The sequence below is a fragment of the Marisediminicola sp. LYQ134 genome, assembly GCF_046599635.1.
Taxonomy (GTDB): domain Bacteria; phylum Actinomycetota; class Actinomycetes; order Actinomycetales; family Microbacteriaceae; genus Marisediminicola.
In genome coordinates, this window is the sequence record NZ_JBKIWP010000001.1 from 1,614,247 (window position 1) to 1,631,360 (window position 17,114).

At 70.2% G+C, this 17,114-nt stretch carries 15 protein-coding genes; 6 read left to right on the top strand and 9 right to left on the bottom strand.

Annotated elements, in window-relative coordinates; all coding sequences use genetic code 11:
- Positions 1–55 precede the first annotated feature (55 nt).
- A complete protein-coding gene (locus ACLHIH_RS07760) occupies positions 56–1,009 on the top strand; it encodes an AAA family ATPase (RefSeq protein ID WP_411316139.1) in 954 nt (317 codons plus the stop codon).
- Positions 1,009–2,301 carry a DUF58 domain-containing protein gene (locus ACLHIH_RS07765; RefSeq protein ID WP_411316140.1) on the top strand — a complete coding sequence of 431 codons (1,293 nt, stop codon included), beginning with the start codon at positions 1,009–1,011 and terminating at the stop codon, positions 2,299–2,301. Before ACLHIH_RS07760 ends, ACLHIH_RS07765 begins: the two co-directional genes overlap by 1 nt.
- Before the next feature lie 21 nt (positions 2,302–2,322).
- Here ACLHIH_RS07765 and ACLHIH_RS07770 read toward each other — a convergent pair whose 3' ends face one another.
- Entirely contained in the window at positions 2,323–3,321 is a 999-nt protein-coding gene (locus ACLHIH_RS07770; protein WP_411316141.1) for a stage II sporulation protein M, read from the bottom strand.
- A 17-nt stretch (positions 3,322–3,338) separates the two neighbouring features.
- On the opposite strand from ACLHIH_RS07770, the gene ACLHIH_RS07775 reads away from it, so the two are divergent.
- Both ACLHIH_RS07775 and ACLHIH_RS07780 read left to right on the top strand, forming a co-directional pair.
- Positions 3,339–4,190, top strand: coding sequence for an RDD family protein (locus tag ACLHIH_RS07775; RefSeq protein WP_411316142.1), 852 nt, complete (start codon positions 3,339–3,341; stop codon positions 4,188–4,190).
- A gap of 70 nt (positions 4,191–4,260) precedes the next feature.
- A complete protein-coding gene (locus ACLHIH_RS07780) occupies positions 4,261–5,307 on the top strand; it encodes an oxidoreductase (protein WP_411316143.1) in 1,047 nt (348 codons plus the stop codon).
- On the opposite strand, the gene ahcY is transcribed toward ACLHIH_RS07780, so the two are convergent.
- The 3 genes from ahcY to ACLHIH_RS07795 form a co-directional block, all read right to left on the bottom strand.
- Positions 5,301–6,776, bottom strand: coding sequence for an adenosylhomocysteinase (gene ahcY / locus ACLHIH_RS07785; protein ID WP_411316144.1), 1,476 nt, complete (start codon positions 6,774–6,776; stop codon positions 5,301–5,303). The two genes, ACLHIH_RS07780 and ahcY, sit on opposite strands and share 7 nt — an antisense overlap.
- Before the next feature lie 62 nt (positions 6,777–6,838).
- A complete protein-coding gene (locus ACLHIH_RS07790) occupies positions 6,839–8,266 on the bottom strand; it encodes a phosphomannomutase/phosphoglucomutase (protein ID WP_411316145.1) in 1,428 nt (475 codons plus the stop codon).
- Positions 8,263–8,484, bottom strand: a complete 222-nt coding sequence (locus tag ACLHIH_RS07795; RefSeq protein WP_411316146.1) for a DUF3499 family protein — start codon at positions 8,482–8,484, stop codon at positions 8,263–8,265. The genes ACLHIH_RS07790 and ACLHIH_RS07795 overlap by 4 nt, the downstream gene beginning before the upstream one ends.
- Before the next feature lie 24 nt (positions 8,485–8,508).
- On the opposite strand from ACLHIH_RS07795, the gene ACLHIH_RS07800 reads away from it, so the two are divergent.
- Positions 8,509–8,976 (top strand): metallopeptidase family protein, encoded by a 468-nt coding sequence (locus ACLHIH_RS07800; protein ID WP_411316147.1) that lies wholly within the window; start codon positions 8,509–8,511, stop codon positions 8,974–8,976.
- A gap of 31 nt (positions 8,977–9,007) precedes the next feature.
- On the opposite strand, the gene ACLHIH_RS07805 is transcribed toward ACLHIH_RS07800, so the two are convergent.
- The 4 genes from ACLHIH_RS07805 to galE all read right to left on the bottom strand — a co-directional run bounded on the left by ACLHIH_RS07805 (position 9,008) and on the right by galE (position 15,198).
- Complete coding sequence (locus ACLHIH_RS07805; RefSeq protein WP_411316148.1) at positions 9,008–10,765, bottom strand: DUF5719 family protein; 1,758 nt, start codon at positions 10,763–10,765, stop codon at positions 9,008–9,010.
- Positions 10,758–13,616, bottom strand: coding sequence for a glycosyltransferase (locus ACLHIH_RS07810; RefSeq protein ID WP_411316149.1), 2,859 nt, complete (start codon positions 13,614–13,616; stop codon positions 10,758–10,760). The genes ACLHIH_RS07805 and ACLHIH_RS07810 overlap by 8 nt, the downstream gene beginning before the upstream one ends.
- Before the next feature lie 82 nt (positions 13,617–13,698).
- Positions 13,699–14,064 carry a WhiB family transcriptional regulator gene (locus tag ACLHIH_RS07815; protein WP_411316150.1) on the bottom strand — a complete coding sequence of 122 codons (366 nt, stop codon included), beginning with the start codon at positions 14,062–14,064 and terminating at the stop codon, positions 13,699–13,701.
- A gap of 165 nt (positions 14,065–14,229) precedes the next feature.
- A complete protein-coding gene (gene galE, locus ACLHIH_RS07820) occupies positions 14,230–15,198 on the bottom strand; it encodes a UDP-glucose 4-epimerase GalE (RefSeq protein ID WP_411316151.1) in 969 nt (322 codons plus the stop codon).
- 49 nt (positions 15,199–15,247) lie between these two features.
- Here galE and ACLHIH_RS07825 point away from each other — a divergent pair, with 49 nt between their 5' ends.
- Positions 15,248–15,658, top strand: coding sequence for a GtrA family protein (locus ACLHIH_RS07825; RefSeq protein ID WP_411316152.1), 411 nt, complete (start codon positions 15,248–15,250; stop codon positions 15,656–15,658).
- A gap of 10 nt (positions 15,659–15,668) precedes the next feature.
- Here the strand turns inward: ACLHIH_RS07825 and manA are convergent, their stop codons facing one another.
- On the bottom strand, positions 15,669–16,907 hold the full coding sequence (gene manA / locus ACLHIH_RS07830; RefSeq protein WP_411316153.1) for a mannose-6-phosphate isomerase, class I: 1,239 nt from the start codon (positions 16,905–16,907) through the stop codon (positions 15,669–15,671).
- Positions 16,908–17,114: the final 207 nt, after the last annotated feature.

The following is a 17,114-nucleotide window of genomic DNA, read 5'->3' on the forward strand; positions in this document are numbered from 1 at the left end:
CCACCCCACGCCTTCCCCACCAGAGACCACCGATCGATCCGGAGACACCACGCTCATGACAACCGAGTTGAGAACAGCTTTCGCCAACGTGCGAACCGAGGTCGGCAAGGCCGTCGTCGGCCAGGATGGCGCGGTCACGGGCCTGCTCATCGCCCTTCTCGCGGGCGGCCACGTGCTGCTCGAGGGTGTGCCGGGGGTCGCGAAGACCCTCCTCGTGCGCTCGCTGAGCCACGCACTGAGCCTCGACACCAAGCGCGTGCAGTTCACCCCCGACCTCATGCCCGGCGATGTCACCGGATCGCTCGTCTACGACGCGAAGGTCGGCGAGTTCGAGTTCCGGGCCGGTCCGGTCTTCACCAACATCATGCTCGCGGACGAGATCAACCGCACTCCCCCCAAGACGCAGTCCGCGCTTCTCGAGGCGATGGAGGAGCGCCAGGTCTCGGTCGACGGCGAGAGCCGCTTGCTGCCCGTGCCGTTCATGGTCGCGGCGACGCAGAACCCCGTCGAGTACGAGGGCACGTACACCCTGCCCGAAGCGCAACTCGACCGCTTTCTGCTCAAGCTCGTGCTCGATCTGCCCGATCGCGACGTCGAGGTCGAGGTTCTGCGTCGCCACGCCGCGGGGTTCTCGCCGCGCGACCTCACCGCGGCGGGGGTCACTCCCGTGTTGACGGCGGCCGAGCTCGCCGAAGCTCAAGCCCTCGTGGCTCGCGTGAACACCAACGCCGACGTCATCGGGTACGCCGTCGACCTCGCGCGCGCCACCCGGAGCAGCCCGTCGGTGAGACTCGGGGTCTCGCCGCGCGGGTCGACCGCACTGCTCGCCGCGTCGAAGGCGTGGGCGTGGCTCACGGGGTCCGACGGCGTGACCCCCGACCACGTGCAGGCGATGGCGCTCCCGGTGCTGCGCCACCGCATCCAGCTCCGCCCCGAGGCGGAACTCGAGGGCGTCACGTCGGACACGATCCTGCGCTCGATCATGCAGCACGTGCAGGTGCCGATCTAGTGGCCATCTCCGGCTGGTTCGTCGCCCTCGTCGCGGTCGGCATCGTGCCGATCGTGCTCTCGGGCGAACCCGCCGCCGCGGCCGTGTGGCTCGCTCTCGCGATCGTGCTCGGGGCCGTTGACATCCTGCTCGCGGGTTCTCCCCGGGCGGTGACCCTCACGCGCGACGTGCCGTCGCGCGTGCGACTCGGTGAGAGCGTCACGAGCACTCTCACGATCACGAATCGCGGCGTGCGGCGCATCCGCGGCATCGTGCGCGACGGTTGGCAACCGTCGGCGGGAGCGGCGAGCACGAGGTCGGCCGTCTCGATCCCGGCGGGCGAGAGGCGCATCGTCACGACCATCCTCACCCCGTTCCGTCGAGGTGAGCGTCGCGCCGTGCACGTGACCATCCGGTCGTTCGGGCCGCTGCGCCTCGCCGCGAGACAAGCCACAATCGCCGAATCGAGCGTTCTGCGGGTGCTCCCCCCGTTCAACTCGCGCAAGCACCTCCCGTCGCGCATCGCGCGCCTCCGTGAACTCGACGGCGCCACGAGCGTGCAGGTGCGCGGCCAGGGAACCGAGTTCGACAGCCTGCGCGAATACGTGCGCGGAGACGATGTGCGGTCGATCGACTGGCGCGCGACCGCGCGACGCGACGACCTCATGGTGCGCACGTGGCGCCCCGAGCGCGACCGGCGCGTGGTCGTCGTCATCGACAGCGCGCGCACCTCGGCCGCGCGCATCGCCGACGAGCCGCGCATCGACACGGCCTTCGAATCGGCCCTGCTCCTCGCGGCCCTCGCGAGCACCGCGGGTGATCGCGTCGACACCGTCATCTACGACCGGCGCATCCGCGGTCGCGTGCAGGGGGTCAACGGTCCCGAGCTCCTCAACCGCATGGTCACGACGATGGCTCCCGTGAATCCCGAGCTCATCGAGATGGACTGGTCCGCGGTGCCCGCTCTCGTGAACTCTGTCACGTCGCAACGGGCACTCGTGGTTCTCATGACGTCGATCGACGCACCGGGCGCCTCGCGCGGGCTGCTCTCGGTGCTTCCCCAGTTGACGCGCAAGCACCTCGTCGTGGTGTCGTCGGTGAGCGACCCCGCCATCGTCGAGGCTGTGGCCGATCGCAGCGATCGGTCGTCGATCTATCGTGCCGCCGCCGCCGAGCGCTCGCTCCTCGACACCGCGCGCGTGACCGAAGCCGTCGTGAGGCTCGGAGCGGATGTCGTGACCGCTCCCCCCGCGGACCTTCCCCCCGCGGTCGCCGACCGCTACATCGCCCTCAAGCGCGCCGGCCGCCTCTAGCCACCGGGTCGCGCGATCCGGTCAGCCCGCGACGATGCGACGGGCTCCGGCCTCGAACTCCTCGAGGTCACCCGTCTGACCGGCCCGTGACGCACGACCGCCGAGGCCCCACTGGTAGGCGAGGAACGCCGCGAGGGCGATCGTGCCGATGCCGATCTTGACGGGCCACGGCCAACTCTCCTGGCGGGTGACCCAGCCCTCGATGACACCGGAGACGAGCAGGGCGATGATGAGGCCGATCGCGACGGTGAAGAGGGCTCGCCCGTCTTGAGCGAGAGCCTCGCCTCGCGTGCGAGCGCCGGGGGCGACCCACGACCAGAAGATGAGGAGGCCGGCCGCCGCGGCGACGAAGACCGCGTAGAGCTCGAGCTGGCCGTGAGGGGAGATGTAGAGGAAGAAGTCGCCGAGACGCCCGAACTCATTCATGATCGCCGCGGACTGCCCGAGGCCCATCGCGTTCTGCATGATCACGTAGGGCACGAACAGCCCGGTGATGCCGAACGCGATGCACTGCGCGGCGATCCGCGCGTTGTTCGTCCAGACCTGGCCGGCGAACGACGCCTCGGGGTTGTTCGAGTAGTAACCCACGAACTCCTCCTCGGCGTAGGCCCGCCTCGTCGCCTCCGAGCCGAGACCCGTGAGGAGCGCGGGGTTGTCGATGAACCACAGCGCCGTGAGGAACCCGATGAGCCCCGTCGCGAAGGCGACGGCGAGGGTCGTCCATCGGATCCGATAGAGCGCGGCGGGCAACTGCAGGAAGAAGAACATCCGCATCTGGTCGACGACGTTGACGCCGACCCCCGTGAAGCGCAAGCGCGCGCGGCTCAGACGCAGCGACAGCCGGTCGGCGTGCGTCGACGAGCCCGTCGTCGTCTTCATCGTCGACAGCTGCGCCGTCGCCGACTGATAGCGCTCGATGAGCTCGTCGGCTTCGGCCCCCGTGTGGCGGCGTTGATTGCCGAGCTGGGCAAGCCTGTCCCATTCATCGCGGTGGGCGGCGGAGTATGCGTGAAGATCCATCTGCTTAAATACTAGGCATGGCTCAGCTCCCCGAGTTCGAACCGGACTACGAGACCGACGACGAACTCGTGACGGGCGAGGCGGTCGCCCTCGATCTGCGGCCCGCGAGTTTCGTGTTGCGTGCCGCCGGAGCGATGATCGATTTCCTCCTCGTGGTCGTTCTCGGCATCGGCGGGGTGCTGCTCCTCACGAGCCCGCTCGTCTCCGGGTCACTCGACGATGCGGCCGTCGCGGCCATCTCGGTCGCGCTGTTCGTCTTCGTCACGATCGTCGTGCCGACCGCGATCGAGACGCTCACGCGGGGCAAATCGCTCGGCAAACTCGCTGTCGGCGCCCGCATCGTGCGCGACGACGGCGGAGCGATCGGCTTTCGGCACGCGTTCATCCGCGCTCTCACGGGTTCACTCGAGATCATCACGACCCTCGGTGGACTCGCGGCCGTCGTCGGGCTTCTCAACTCCCGCACGAAGCGCATCGGCGACATCCTCGCGGGCACGTACAGCCAGCACGAGCGCGTGAGCTCCGCGGTCGAGCCGGAGTTCTCGGTGCCGACGGAGCTCGAGGCGTGGGCCGAGACGGCGGATGTGCGGCGGCTCCCCGATCGGCTGTCGAGGCGGATCGCGCAATTCCTCGTGGGCGCCCCCGGCATGACCGCGACGGCTCGCATGAGGGTCGCCGACGAACTCGCGGTCGAGGCGACTCCGTTCGTCAGCTCGGTTCCCGACATCCACCCCGAAGCGTTCCTCCTCGCCGTCACAGCCATCCGACGCGATCGTGACAGCGCGGCTCTCGCGCTCGAGCGGGCAAGGCTCGATCAGCTCGATCCGGTGCTCACGGGGATGCCGCACCGGTTCCCCGATCGCGACTGACCTCTCGGCCGCGGCGAGGCGACCGGCACCCGCGGGCTCCCCGCCCCGTCCGGCGTGACACCATTCGGACATGAGATTCCTCGTCCTCGGCGGTACAGCCTGGCTCGGTCACCGGATCGCCGCGACGGCGCTCGAGCGGGGGCACGACGTCACGTGCCTCGCGCGCGGCTCAGCCGTGCCCGACGGCGCGGAGCTCGTCGTCGCGGACCGCGACGACCCGCGCGAGCTCCCGCTCCCCGCGGGAGCGCGCTGGGATGTCGTCGTCGATGTCGCGAGGCAACCGGGGCACGTGCGCCGCGCCGTGCGCGAGCTCCGATCGCGGTCCGGACGCTACGTCTTCGTCTCGACGGGCAACGTCTACGCCTCGCAGAGCGACGAGGGTGCGGACGAGACCGCCGAACTCCTCCCGGCGCTCGTCGCCGACAGCTTCACCGACCCCGACCACTACGGGCCGGCGAAGGTCGCGTGCGAGAACGCGGTGCTCGCGGCGTTCGGGTCGGGCCGCTCGCTCATCGCCCGAGCAGGGCTCATCGGTGGTCCGGGAGACCCGACAGGACGCACGGACTACTGGCCCCGACGCTTCGCCCGGGAGACGGCGGGAGACTCGATCTCCGGCGGTCCCGTGCTCGTTCCCGACGCCCCCGAGCTCCCGACCGCCCTCATCGACGTCCGTGATCTCGCCGACTGGCTCGTGCGCGCCGCCGAGGCGGGCACCGCGGGAGTGTTTAACGCCGGGGGCACCCCCGTGCCGTTTCCCGCTCACCTCGACGCGGCGAGAGCAGCGGCGAGAGCGGTGACGAGAAGCACCGCTCCCACCGTCGTCGCGGCGGAACGCTGGCTCCTCGACCGAGGTGTCTCCGAGTGGGCCGGTCCGCGATCGCTGCCCCTGTGGGTGTCGGATCGCTCGTGGTACGGCATGAACGCGAGGTCCTCCGCCGCCGCGCGCGCAGCGGGACTGACCGTGCGCCCGCTCGAAGACACCCTCCGCGACGCCGCGCTCGCACACGAGAGCGACTCGCCCTTCCCCGGCGGCGCGGGACTCACACCGGCTCACGAACACGACCTCGTGGTCGAACTCGAGACTGCGCGCGAGAGCCCGCCCGCGGCACCTCAGTAGCGGTAGTGGTCGACCTTGTACGGCCCGGCCTGGTCGACGCCGATGTAGGCGGCCTGGCGAGGGGTCAGGGTCGTGAGCGTGACCCCGAGGGCGTCGAGGTGCAAGCGCGCGACCTTCTCGTCGAGGTGCTTCGGCAGCACGTAGACCTTCTTCTCGTAGTTCTCGCCGTGGGCGTAGAGCTCGATCTGCGCGAGGACCTGGTTCGTGAACGACGTGCTCATGACGAACGAGGGGTGGCCCGTGGCGTTGCCGAGGTTCATGAGGCGGCCCTCGGAGAGCACGAGGATCGCGCGACCGTTCGGAAGGCGCCACTCGTGCACCTGGGGCTTGATCTCGACGCGCTCGGCGCCCTCGAGGGCTTCGAGTGACGCCATGTCGATCTCGTTGTCGAAGTGACCGACGTTCGCGACGATCGCGAGGTGCTTGAGGCCGAGGAGGTGCTCGACCGTGATGACGTTCTCGTTGCCCGTTCCGGTGACGACGATGTCGATCTGGTCGAGCACGCTCTCGATCGTCGTGACCTGGAAGCCGTCCATGACCGCCTGGAGCGCGCAGATCGGGTCGACCTCCGAGACGATGACGCGGGCACCCTGGCCGCGCATGGCCTCCGCCGCCCCCTTGCCGACGTCGCCGTAGCCCGCGACGAAGACGACCTTGCCGCCGATGAGCACGTCGGTCGCGCGGTTCAGACCGTCGGGGAGCGAGTGGCGGATGCCGTACTTGTTGTCGAACTTCGACTTCGTGACCGAGTCGTTGACGTTGATCGCCGCGAACAGCAGATCGTCGTTCCTCGAGAGCTCGTAGAGGCGGTGCACGCCCGTCGTGGTCTCCTCGGTGACCCCGAGGATGTCGTCTCCGATGCGGGTCCAGCGGTCGGAGCTCGACGCGAGCGAGGTCCGGAGGGTGTCGAGGATGACGCGGTACTCGGCCGAATCGCCGGGCGCGGCATCCGGCACCGCCCCGGTCGCCTCGAACTCGCGACCCTTGTGCACGAGGATCGTCGCGTCGCCACCGTCGTCGAGGATCATGTTGGGGCCGGTCCACGAGGCGCCGGCGGCCTCGGCCTCGGCACTCCAGTCGAAGATCTGCGAGGTGCACCACCAGTACTCCTCGAGCGACTCGCCCTTCCACGCGAACACCGGCACACCCGCGGGAGCCTCCGGGGTTCCCGTCGGACCGACGGCGACGGCCGCGGCAGCCTCGTCCTGGGTCGAGAAGATGTTGCAGCTGGCCCATCGCACCTGGGCACCGAGCGCCACGAGGGTCTCGATGAGCACGGCCGTCTGCACCGTCATGTGCAGGCTGCCGGCGATGCGCGCGCCGGCGAGGGGCTTGCTGTCGCCGAACTCCTCGCGGAGGGCCATGAGCCCGGGCATCTCGTTCTCGGCGAGACGCAACTGGTGGCGCCCCGCGGTGGCGAGAGAGAGGTCGGCGACCCTGAAGGGGAGAGTGGTGGTGGCGAGCGTCATGGCGCCATTGTCTCAGGTCGGCGGGCTCACGGGCTGTGCGTTTGCGCGCCGACGCGGGGGTGTCAGCGCCGGATGAGCTCGAGCACCGCGTCGCGCACGCGCGTCATCTCGGTCGAGGTCTCCGCCTCGACGTTGAGGCGCAGGAGCGGCTCGGTGTTCGACGGCCGCACGTTGAACCACCAGAACGGACCGTCGGCGAGCCGCGTTCCCGTGACCGTGAGCCCGTCGAGCTCGTCGAACTCCGCCGTCGAGGCGAAGGCGTCGACGATGCGGGCGTATGCCGCCGAGACGTCGGTGACCGTCGAGTTGATCTCGCCGCTCGCCGAATAGGGCGTGAACCTCGCCGAGAGGGCGGACATCGTTTCGTCGTTCGACCCGAGCTCGGCGAGCGTGTGCATGGCCGCGAGCATCCCGTTGTCTGCGCCCCAGAACTCTTTGAAGTAGTAGTGCGCCGAGTGCTCGCCGCCGAACACGGCTCCCGTCGACGCCATCTCGTCTTTGATGAGCGAGTGCCCGACCCTGGTGCGCACGGCGACCGCTCCCGCGGACTCGATCGTCTCGGGCACGAACCTCGAGGTGATGAGGTTGTGCAGCACGACGACCTCGTCGTCGCCGAGCGACTTCGCCCGCGCGATCGACCGGAGGGCGACGATCGCGGCGATCGCCGACGGTGTGACGGCCTCTCCACGCTCGTCGACGACGAAGCAGCGATCGGCGTCACCGTCGAACGCGAGCCCGAGGTCCGCGCCGTGTTCGACGACGGCGCGCTGCAGGTCGACGATGTTCGCGGGGTCGAGAGGGTTGGCCTCGTGGTTCGGAAACGTGCCGTCGAGCTCGAAGTACAGCGGCACGATGTCGAGAGGCAGCTCGGGGAGCCCGGCGGAGCCCCCGAGCACGGCGGGCACGGTGAGCCCGCCCATGCCGTTGCCCGCGTCGACGACGACCTTGAGAGGGCGGATGCCGCGCAGGTCGACGAGCTCGCGCAGGTATCCCGCGTAGTCGGCGAGCACGTCGCGCTCGCCCACGACGCCGGGCGTCTCCACCGCGTCGATCCCGTTCTCGAGGTAGCGCGTCGCGCGATCCCGGATCGACTCGAGCCCCGTGTCGAAACTGATTCCCTGGGCGCCCGCACGACTGAACTTGATGCCGTTGTAGGTCGCCGGGTTGTGGCTCGCCGTGAACATCGCGGCCGGGAGGTCGAGTCGACCAGACGCGAAGTACGTCTCGTCGGTCGAACACAGCCCGATCGACACGACGTCGACACCGCGAGCGACGACACCGCGGGAGAAGGCCTCGACGAAACCGGGAGACGAGTCCCTCATGTCGTGGCCGACGACGACCGACGACCCGGGGGTGCCGACCTCGTCGGCGAACGCCGCCCCGAGGGCCCGCACGACGTCGTCGGTCAGTTGCGACCCCACGAGGCCTCGCACGTCGTAGGCCTTGATGAACGGGGAGAGGTCGATCGGGCCCGTGCCCTCGTCAGTCATGCCGAAAATCCTAGGTCACGCATGACGACGTGCCTCACGACCTGCCACCCCTGCGGAACAGACAGGCGCTCGGAGTGCTTGGGGCACAGGTCGTAGCTGTGCGGCTCGGGGGCGTAGCTGAGGGGGCCGAGCACCGCCATCGAGTCGCCGTAGTCGTAGGTGAGTGTCGACACCGCGTCACTGACGCAGGCGACCTTGCTGCAGAGCCGTCCATCCATTTGCCGTCAGCCTAGACTGAGCTGATGACAGGGCCCGCGCGACGCGCGACCGGACGCGGAGTGTCTCGAGGGGTATCTCGCGACCGTCACGGTCGCGGCATCCGCTCGTCGGTCACAGTGCCGCCGCTTCCGCGATTGCGCACGCGCGCCGACCTCTTCGAGTCGACCGTTGCATCGACGGCCGACTACCTGCGGGATCTCTGGGCCGACGACCTGCACGACGTGCGCGTCGAGGTCGCCGACCTCCCGTCGCGGCTCGGCGTCGAGACCGACAACCCGACCGACACCGCCGGTGTGGAACGCTGGCGTGTGGCTCCCTCCGAGAAGAGGATCACGCTCTTCCGCGTGCCCATCGAGCGCTTCTCGAAGCTGCAGCGTTCGGACGACGTGCAACGGCAGCTCCTCGTCGAGAGCTGCGTCTTCCGCGCCGTCGCGGAGTACCTCGGCAAAGACCCCTGGGATCTTGCGCCCGAGCGCTATCGATCGCTCTGACGAGCTCACGACGGGATCGGGCGCGCGGCGGTCAGCGCGCGACAGGGCGACCGCGATACACGGCGATGTCGCTCGACCCGGCGCCGGGGGAGCTGATGCGGTACGACGCCGCTTGCGCCTCGCCCGAGTAGGTCACGGCGGCGGTGACACCCTCGACGCCCTCGAGGTCGACCTCGTCACCCGCCCTGACGGCGAGCGAGACGCTCCCCGACGCGTCGAGTGTCACGGCGGTCTGTCGTTCGGTCACCTCGTCGTCGTCGTCGCGACGGATCGTCACGACGACGTCGCGTTGCTCGCCGCTCGCGTTGGCGAGGTGGATGCGGGCCGCGGGCCCCGGCGCGACGGTCGCGATCGCGGTCTCCCGCAGCGGGCTCGGCGCCGTGAGCCACATGAAATCGCTCGCGACCTCGTCGGCCACGACACTCACGCGAGCGGCCGCGACGACGGGCTCCTCGGAGTCGACCCTCACGGTGTAGCGACCGTCTTCGAGCCCCGCGACAGGGATGTCGGTGACCTCGCCCGCGGTGACCTCGACCTCGAACGACGCGGCGTCCGCGGTCGCGTCGGACCCGACGCCGTCGCCGTCGTCGCCATCGCCGGAGCCCGAGGACGACAGGTCGGTCTCGGGAGTGATGGTGACCGTCGCGGTCGTGTCGGTACTCCCGGGCGCGAAGATCCGCACGATGCTCTCGAGGTCGACGAACCCCGTCTCGGTCTGGGCCGCGACGACGTCCTCGCCGTCGACGACGCGGAATCCGGGGATGACCGCCGACCGCGACGGCGTGGCCGTGGTGCCGACGATGTCGACCCCGCCGGGAGCGAGGGTGCGCACCGTGGACTGCTGGAGGTTGGCGACGACGAGGCCGCCCTGGCTCGACACGTGCACGACGGGCGAGACGAGATCGGGGGCGAACCCGGCGAGCGAGAACACGCGCTGCGTGCTCGGCGCCACCGTGATGCCCTCGGTGCCCGGCGCGATGATCTCGCCTTCGTCGCCGTAGATGCGGAGCGAGACGACCGCGGCGACGGCCGAGGGGTTGCTCAGGGTCACGAGGGTGTTGCGCCCGACATCCGTCGCCCCACCGACGAGCCAGGAGTCGCCTGCGGCCTCGGAGCACTCGGCCGCGGTGAGACCGACGAGGTCGCCCGCCGACACGTCGGCGGACTGGGCGCCCGCGAGAGCGACATCGTCGCTCGACGGACCAGACGCGCTCGACGGCGGGAGGGTCACGAGAGTGGGAGCGACGTCGCGAGAGTCGTCGGTGTCGTCGAGCGGCGCGGACTCGGCGCCCGGCTCCGTCGCCCGCACGACCTCGTCGACCTCGCCGACCGACGAGACGACCGTCGCGCCTCCCGACTCGTCGCCGAATTGCAGGAGCGGACCGGGGCACACCCGCTGCTGCGCGGTCGCGAGGGGCTCGACGAGCGAGACGGGAGGATCGACGGTGTAGGCGCGATCGGTCACGACCGTCGCGGCGCCGATGGCCACGACCGCGACCGCGACCGCGATGGCGCCCGTGAGGCCGCGAGCGGTCACGACGATCGCGCCCTTGCGGGTGACACGGCGGAAGCGGCGAGCGCGCGGGTTCTGCTCCCCCGTCGGTTCGGGGAGCGGGGTCTCGAGAGACGACTCCTCCTCCGGCTCGAGCCCCGTGGGCTCGGCGGCGGTGGGCTCGGCGGTCGGCTCGGCGGCGCCCGGCTCGGCGGCGCCCTGCTCGACCGGGTCGGGGCCGGTAGCGGGTGGCTCCGTTGGGCCGGCGCCGTCGTCGCGTCCCGTGCGGTCAGTCATCGTCGGTCCTCTCGAACGTCGTCGCGGGTCGATCGCTCACCCGGCCGCGATCGGCGACCTCGCGCCGACCCAATCCGGTCGGGATAGCGAGCAGCACGGTGAGGCCGACGACGAGGCCCTGAACGACGAGCACGAGGATTCCGTAGACCGACTCGGTGTTGCGGCTGCCCCGATCGAGCTGCGCGTCCGCTTGCTCGCCCGAGGCCGTCTCGTCACCCGAATAGCGCCACAGTGATCCCGCGGCGGTGTCGCCGACAGGGACGAACAGCGCGTTGCCGTCGAGCGCCTCCTTCGCGCGCGTGGTGACCGCGTCGGTCTCCTCGCCCTCAGAAGTGGCGAGCAGTACGAACGCGATCGAGAGGCGGTCGAGTTCGGCCGCGGAATCGAACCCGCTGCGCGACACGAGGTTGCCCGCGAGAGTCGCGACGGCGACCTCCTCGGCGCCCGCATCCGTCGTCGTCCACCACAGGGTCGACTGGTCGTCGAGGTGCGTGCCCCGACCGCGCTCGAGCGTCGCCGAGATCTCGTCGCCCGCGACAGGGTCGAGAACGAGGGTGCCCACGTCGGGGCGCGACTGGGCCTCGGCGTCGACGAAGGCCGGGAGCATCCGATCGGTCGACGGCGCGATCGTCGTCGACCCGAGGAAGACGGCGGAGATGAGGGGCACGGCGACGAGAACCGAGGCGACCCCGACGAGAAGAGCGGCGCTCGTCGCCGCCCGCCCGATGGCGTCGAGAGCGACGATCGCCGACCCGAGCAGACCGAGCCAGTAGAGACTCGCGCCGGCACCGGACCACAGGGCGACGGGGGCGTCGGCGATCGAGGTCACGGAGATCCGCGACGCGAGCACGGCGGTCGCATAGCCGACGAGGGCGACGGCGAGCGCGGGGATCGCTCGGCGCGACCCGCGCACGAAGAGGGCGAGCACCGCGAGCACCGCGAGGGGGAGCAAGAGTGCGGACGCCACGATCGGTCCCGCCGTCGACGGGAGCGAGAGCTCGCCGAGCAACTCCGTCCAGCCGTCGGAGCCTCCCGTGAGCGAGCCGAGCGCGAGCTGGAGTCCCGACAGGGTGCCGCCACCCGACGGCACGCCAGGGTCGGCGAGCAGACCGAGCGGGGTGCCCCGCGTGATCTGGTCGACGACGAGCGGCGCGAAGAGCACCGCGGCCGGAAGCGGGATGGCGAGAACACGGTGCGCGTTCGACGGGCGGAACACCATGAGCGCGACCCACGCGAGAACGAGAACCGGAACGGTCGACGGAGCCGAGGCGGCGATCACGGCGAAGACGAGGGCCGCCCCCGCGGATGCCGCCCACGAACTCGAGGCGCCGAGCAGGAGCACGACGAACACCGGCAGCACGATGTGCACGATCGCCGCGCCGAGGTGGCCCGTGTGGAGGGAGCCGAGGAACGGCGGGGCGACCGCCCACAGGATGGCGGCGAGGGCGGGGAGCCACGGCCTCTCGCTCAAGCGTCTCGCGCAGAACCACGCGCTCAGTGACGCGAGAGGGAGGGCGACGAGGTAGAGCAGCACTATCGCGAGCGACGGTTGCCAGAAGGTGATGCTCCCGAGCACCGCGAGGAGGGCGGCGAACGGGTCGGCTGCACCGTCGAATCCGGTGCCGATCGACCTCGCACCCCACCCGACGTTGCTCCACAGTTGCGACACGGAGTCCGCGAGCGGCACGAGTGACCCACCGACGACCGTCGTCGAGCCGAGGAGAGTGCCGAAGGCGATGAGCCCCAGGAGACCGGTGATGACGACCGCCCAGAGTCCCCCGCCCGAGATGAACCCGAGCGGTTCGACGAGGGCGACGGGCACGGCACCGCGCGGCGCAGTGCCGGATTTGCGGGCGCGCTGTTCCCGCGCAGCCCGCGCCGTGATGCGCAGCGGCTCGATCGACGACCATCCGAGGGTCTTCGTGCGACGCAGCGTTCGGCGCGCGGCGGCGACCCTGCCGATACCGACGGCCGCCGTGAGGGCCGCACCGAATTCAGCGCCGACGAGCCCCGGCCGTTTCGCGAGGAGGTGCACGATCGATCGGGCGATAGCGAGGGGCAGGAGCGACAGCCAGTGCAGCAGGACCGCCGCGAGGGGGGCGTAGGTGAGCCGCCGGTGCAGTTGGGCTGCGCGGGCGATCGTCGTGCGCTTGGCGGAGCTCACGCGCGGTGCGTCGAACAGATAGGGACCACCGGCACTCGCGACCTTGGCCGCGGGAACGCCGATGACACGGTGTCCCGCGAGTCTCGCGCGGACGGAGAAGTCGAGCGACGCGTCGGTCGAGCCGAGGGCGGGGTCGAACCCGCCGAGCTCGGCCCAGAGCGACCGGCGAACGAGCATTCCCGAGGCGGAGACACCCAGGACGTCGTTCTGCACGTCGTGCTGTGCTTGATCGAGCTCGCTCGCGACGAGTCCGACCGACGCCCCGAGCTTCGTCATCGATTCGCCGAACTCCGCGATCACGGCAGGGTCGTCGATGCGCATGAGCTTGGGTCCGGCGATCGCGACCGAGGGTGCGATCTCGACCGCGCCGAGGAGCGCGGCCAGCGCGTCCGGTTCGGGCACGTTGTCGTGCGCGAGGAGCCAGAGCCACTCCCCCGGCTCCCCCGGGGGCACGGCGACGTCGAGGGCGTGCGATACGGCCGCACCGAACGACGAACCGGACGGCGCGGCGACGAGGTGCGCTGCCGAGGAGCGCGCGAAGACCTCGCTCGACCTGTCGACGGACGCGACATCCACTCCGACGAGGTTGTCGGGGAGCCTCGATTGGCGTCCGACGGCCTCGAGGGTTCGCTCGAGGAGGTCGGCGCCCGAGTGGGCGACGACGATCGCGGTTACTCGCTGACGCATCTGACCGAGCCTAAAGCCGCGTGGCGCAGATCAGACGGGTGACACACGCGGGCGGGCAAAGCCCCGAGCTCGACGACTCAGGTCACGCGCTGTCGCGCTTGCGCAGTTTGCGTCGCTCGCGCTCGGAGAGTCCGCCCCAGATACCGAATCTCTCGTCGTTCTGGAGGGCGTACTCGAGGCAATCCGACCGCACTTCGCACGAGAGGCAGATCTTCTTCGCGTCGCGAGTCGAACCGCCCTTCTCGGGAAAGAAGGCCTCGGGGTCCGTCTGCGCGCACAGCGAGTCGGTCTGCCACGCGAGCGGGTTGTCATCGTCGAGCTGGGGCTTGCGGACCCCGGGGACTCCGAGCTGAACCGGGTCGACGAACCAGTCGTCGGGAACCCCGCGCCTCACGGAACCCGACTCCCCCGAGTCCAGTTGCCTGCTCGACCTGTCATCGTTGGCCATAGCCATATCACGATCTCCCCTCCGCGCGGCGTTCCGGCGTCCGCCTGTCGCGTTAGGGATAATTACACCCGTGTAGTTAGCTCGCGTCAAGTCGCGAATCGTAAAGCCTCAACCGGCTATCGAGAGTTGGCGACGCGCCGACGGTTTGATGCCGATGCGCAACCGTCACGACGCGGCAGTGCCCCGTCTCGCGCTCCAGGCGCTCGACACCATGTCGTGGAGCGAGTGCCGCATGCGCCAATCGAGGTCGCGCGCGGCGAGGTCCCCCGCCGCGACGATGCGCGCGGGATCGCCGGGGCGGCGGGGTCCCACCTCGGGAGAGAACGGGATGCCCGTGACCTCGGCGATCGTCGTCATGATCTCGCCGACCGAGACCCCCGCGCCGCTCCCGAGGTTGTAGGCCGCCTCGAGGCCCTCTCCCGCGTCGAGGCGCTCGGCGGCGCGCACGTGCGAGTGGGCGAGGTCGACGACGTGGATGTAGTCACGCACGTTCGTGCCGTCGGGCGTGTCGTAGTCCGCTCCGTTGATACGCGGCGTCCTGCCGTCGAGCAGGGCCTCGAAGACGATCGGAAAGAGATTGTGCGGGCTCACGTCGAAGACGCCGTCACTGCCGGAGCCGACGACGTTGAAGTACCGCAGTGACGTGTGACGCAACCCGGCGGCGACCTCCTGATCGCGCAGGAGCCACTCGCCGATGAGTTTCGATTCGCCGTAGGGCGACTGCGGGTTCTTCGGGGTGTCCTCGGTCACGAGATCGGTGTCGGGCGTTCCGTAGACCGCGGCGCTCGACGAGAACACGGCGCGATCGACCCCGCGATCCTCCATCGCCGCGAGGAGGGTCGCCGTGCCCGTGACGTTCTGCGCGTAGGTGTGGAGCGGGCGCGACACCGACACCCCCGCGTACTTGAAGCCGGCCACGTGGATGACCCCCGTGACACCGTGCGCGTCGAAACTGCGCACGAGAGCGTCACCGTCGAGGATGCTCCCGCGCACGAAGGGCACGCTCGCGGGGACGAACTCCTCACGACCACTCGAGAGGTCGTCGTAGACGACGGCCGCGAGGCCGTTGTCGACGAGAGCGCGCACCACGTGAGAACCGATATAGCCGGCACCGCCGGTCACAAGCCAAGTCATTCCGCAAGCCTATGACCGTCGGCGGACCACCCCGTGGCACGCTTGCGGGATGCACCCTCGGCTCCGGACCCTCCTCGCCGACGAGCGCACACGGTTCGTTGTCATCGGGGGTGTCAACACGGTCGTCGCCTACGCGCTCTTCCTCGCCTTCGAAGCGCTCCTCGACGGGAGGTACTTCGTGAGCCTCGCGCTCTCCTACGCTCTCGCGACCGTGCTCGCCTTCGTGCTGCATCGGCGCGTGACCTTCGGCCTCACGGGGCGGTCGAACGTCATCCTCGACTTCGTGCGCTTCGAGAGCGTCTACGTCGTGATGTTCGCCGTCAACGCGGCACTCCTGCCCGTGTTCATCGAGCTCGCGGGGTGGCCGTCGTGGCTCGCTCAAGCGACGATCGTCGTGATCACGACGATCATGAGCTACCTCGGGCACAAGTTCTTCTCGTTCCGGAGGCGCCCCCGATGACTCCCGCCGCTCAGCCGGGCATCGCGACGAACAGTTCGCCCCCCGAGACCGCCACGGCGGTGACCTCGGGCGTGAGGTAGCTCGCCTGGCCGGGAGACAGGGTCGCGTTCTCGCCCGTCGTCTCGTCGCGGATCACGACCTCTCCTCCCGTGCAGAGCGCGATCGCGGGGCCCGTGAGGCCCACGAGCACGGGGTCCGACCCGTCGCGCGACGCGGCGTCGACTCGCGCGAGAACGAAGTCCCTCACATCGGGCCGGAAGATCTCGATCCCCTCGGACGGCCGCTCGGGCTCGATCACGGGCGGCGGCGTCGCCGAGAAGTCGAGCACCGAGGTGAGCTCGCCGACGTCGACGTGCTTGACCGTGAGCCCCCCGCGCAAGACGTTGTCCGACGCCGTCATGATCTCGACGCCGAGGCCGTGGAGATAGGCGTGGATGTTGCCCGCGGGCAGGTAGAGCGCCTCACCCCGCCGAAGGGTCACCCTGTTGAGCAAGAGGGCGACGGCGATCCCCGGGTCACCGGGGTGGTGCTCCGCGAGGAGGGTCACGGTGCGCGCGGCGAGCAGCGTCGCGGGCGGAGCGGATTCCTCCGCCGACACCGCCGCCGACGCGCCCGTGAGCACGCGCACGATCTCATCGACCTCGGATCCGCCAGCGCTCAGCCACGCGACCGCGTGCTCGAGGGGGTCGGCGCCGTCGGGGATCCCGTGACCCTCGAGCCTCGACGCCCAGAGCTCGAGGGAAGACGACGCCTCCGCCCGCTCGGCGAGGTCGCGGATGACCGCCCGTGACTCCGCGAGCTCACGGAAGCCGCACACCGCCTCGAATGTCTCGCTCAGCGCGACGAGGATCTCGGGCTTCGCGAACTCGTCGCTGTAGTTGCGGTTCGGCGCGTCGAGGGGCACCCCGGCGCGATTCTCCCGCGCGAAGCCCTCTCGCGCTTGCCCCGGGGTCGGATGCGCTTGCAGCGAGAGTGGAGCCTCGGCGGCGAGGAGCTTGAGCAGAAACGGGAGTCGCTCGGCGTCGGGCGACCCGAGAGCCGCGACGGGGTCGGCCGAGATCCACTCGTCGAGGGTCCGCGCTCCGCCCACGGCTGCGGGGTCGACGATGACGCTCGGCGAACCCGAGTGGGCCCCGAACCACAGCTCGGCTTCGGGCTCGACCGACCTCTCGCGACCGACGAGCTCGGCGATCGCCGAGCGGGAACCCCACGCGTACGGCCTGGGGGTGTTGGTGATGCTGACGAACATCCGGTGCTTTCGCTCGTGAGGCGACTGCCTCGGGATCGGCCGACGAGTGGGCGCGACCTACAAAGGTGCCCGACTCGGGCTGGCGCCGCGTTAGACCAAACTACCAACCCGTTCGCCCCTCGCCCCTCCCCGATCTAGGCTCCGAGAGCCGCACGACGTGACACCGTGCCGCCGAAACCAGCAGCGAAACCGAGCAATGGAGCAGGT

Excerpts from the sequence above, each read along its gene's own strand:
- ACLHIH_RS07805 (WP_411316148.1), bottom strand. The coding sequence starts at position 10,765 with ATGACTGACCGCACGGGACGCGACGACGGCGCCGGCCCAACGGAGCCA.
- ahcY (WP_411316144.1), bottom strand. The coding sequence starts at position 6,776 with ATGACGCTCGCCACCACCACTCTCCCCTTCAGGGTCGCCGACCTCTCT.
- ACLHIH_RS07780 (WP_411316143.1), top strand. The coding sequence starts at position 4,261 with ATGAGATTCCTCGTCCTCGGCGGTACAGCCTGGCTCGGTCACCGGATC.
- ACLHIH_RS07800 (WP_411316147.1), top strand. The coding sequence starts at position 8,509 with ATGACAGGGCCCGCGCGACGCGCGACCGGACGCGGAGTGTCTCGAGGG.
- ACLHIH_RS07790 (WP_411316145.1), bottom strand. The coding sequence starts at position 8,266 with ATGACTGACGAGGGCACGGGCCCGATCGACCTCTCCCCGTTCATCAAG.
- ACLHIH_RS07810 (WP_411316149.1), bottom strand. The coding sequence starts at position 13,616 with ATGCGTCAGCGAGTAACCGCGATCGTCGTCGCCCACTCGGGCGCCGAC.
- ACLHIH_RS07795 (WP_411316146.1), bottom strand. The coding sequence starts at position 8,484 with ATGGATGGACGGCTCTGCAGCAAGGTCGCCTGCGTCAGTGACGCGGTG.
- ACLHIH_RS07775 (WP_411316142.1), top strand. The coding sequence starts at position 3,339 with ATGGCTCAGCTCCCCGAGTTCGAACCGGACTACGAGACCGACGACGAA.
- galE (WP_411316151.1), bottom strand. The coding sequence starts at position 15,198 with ATGACTTGGCTTGTGACCGGCGGTGCCGGCTATATCGGTTCTCACGTG.
- manA (WP_411316153.1), bottom strand. The coding sequence starts at position 16,907 with ATGTTCGTCAGCATCACCAACACCCCCAGGCCGTACGCGTGGGGTTCC.
- ACLHIH_RS07815 (WP_411316150.1), bottom strand. The coding sequence starts at position 14,064 with ATGGCCAACGATGACAGGTCGAGCAGGCAACTGGACTCGGGGGAGTCG.
- ACLHIH_RS07770 (WP_411316141.1), bottom strand. The coding sequence starts at position 3,321 with ATGGATCTTCACGCATACTCCGCCGCCCACCGCGATGAATGGGACAGG.
- ACLHIH_RS07760 (WP_411316139.1), top strand. The coding sequence starts at position 56 with ATGACAACCGAGTTGAGAACAGCTTTCGCCAACGTGCGAACCGAGGTC.
- ACLHIH_RS07825 (WP_411316152.1), top strand. The coding sequence starts at position 15,248 with ATGCACCCTCGGCTCCGGACCCTCCTCGCCGACGAGCGCACACGGTTC.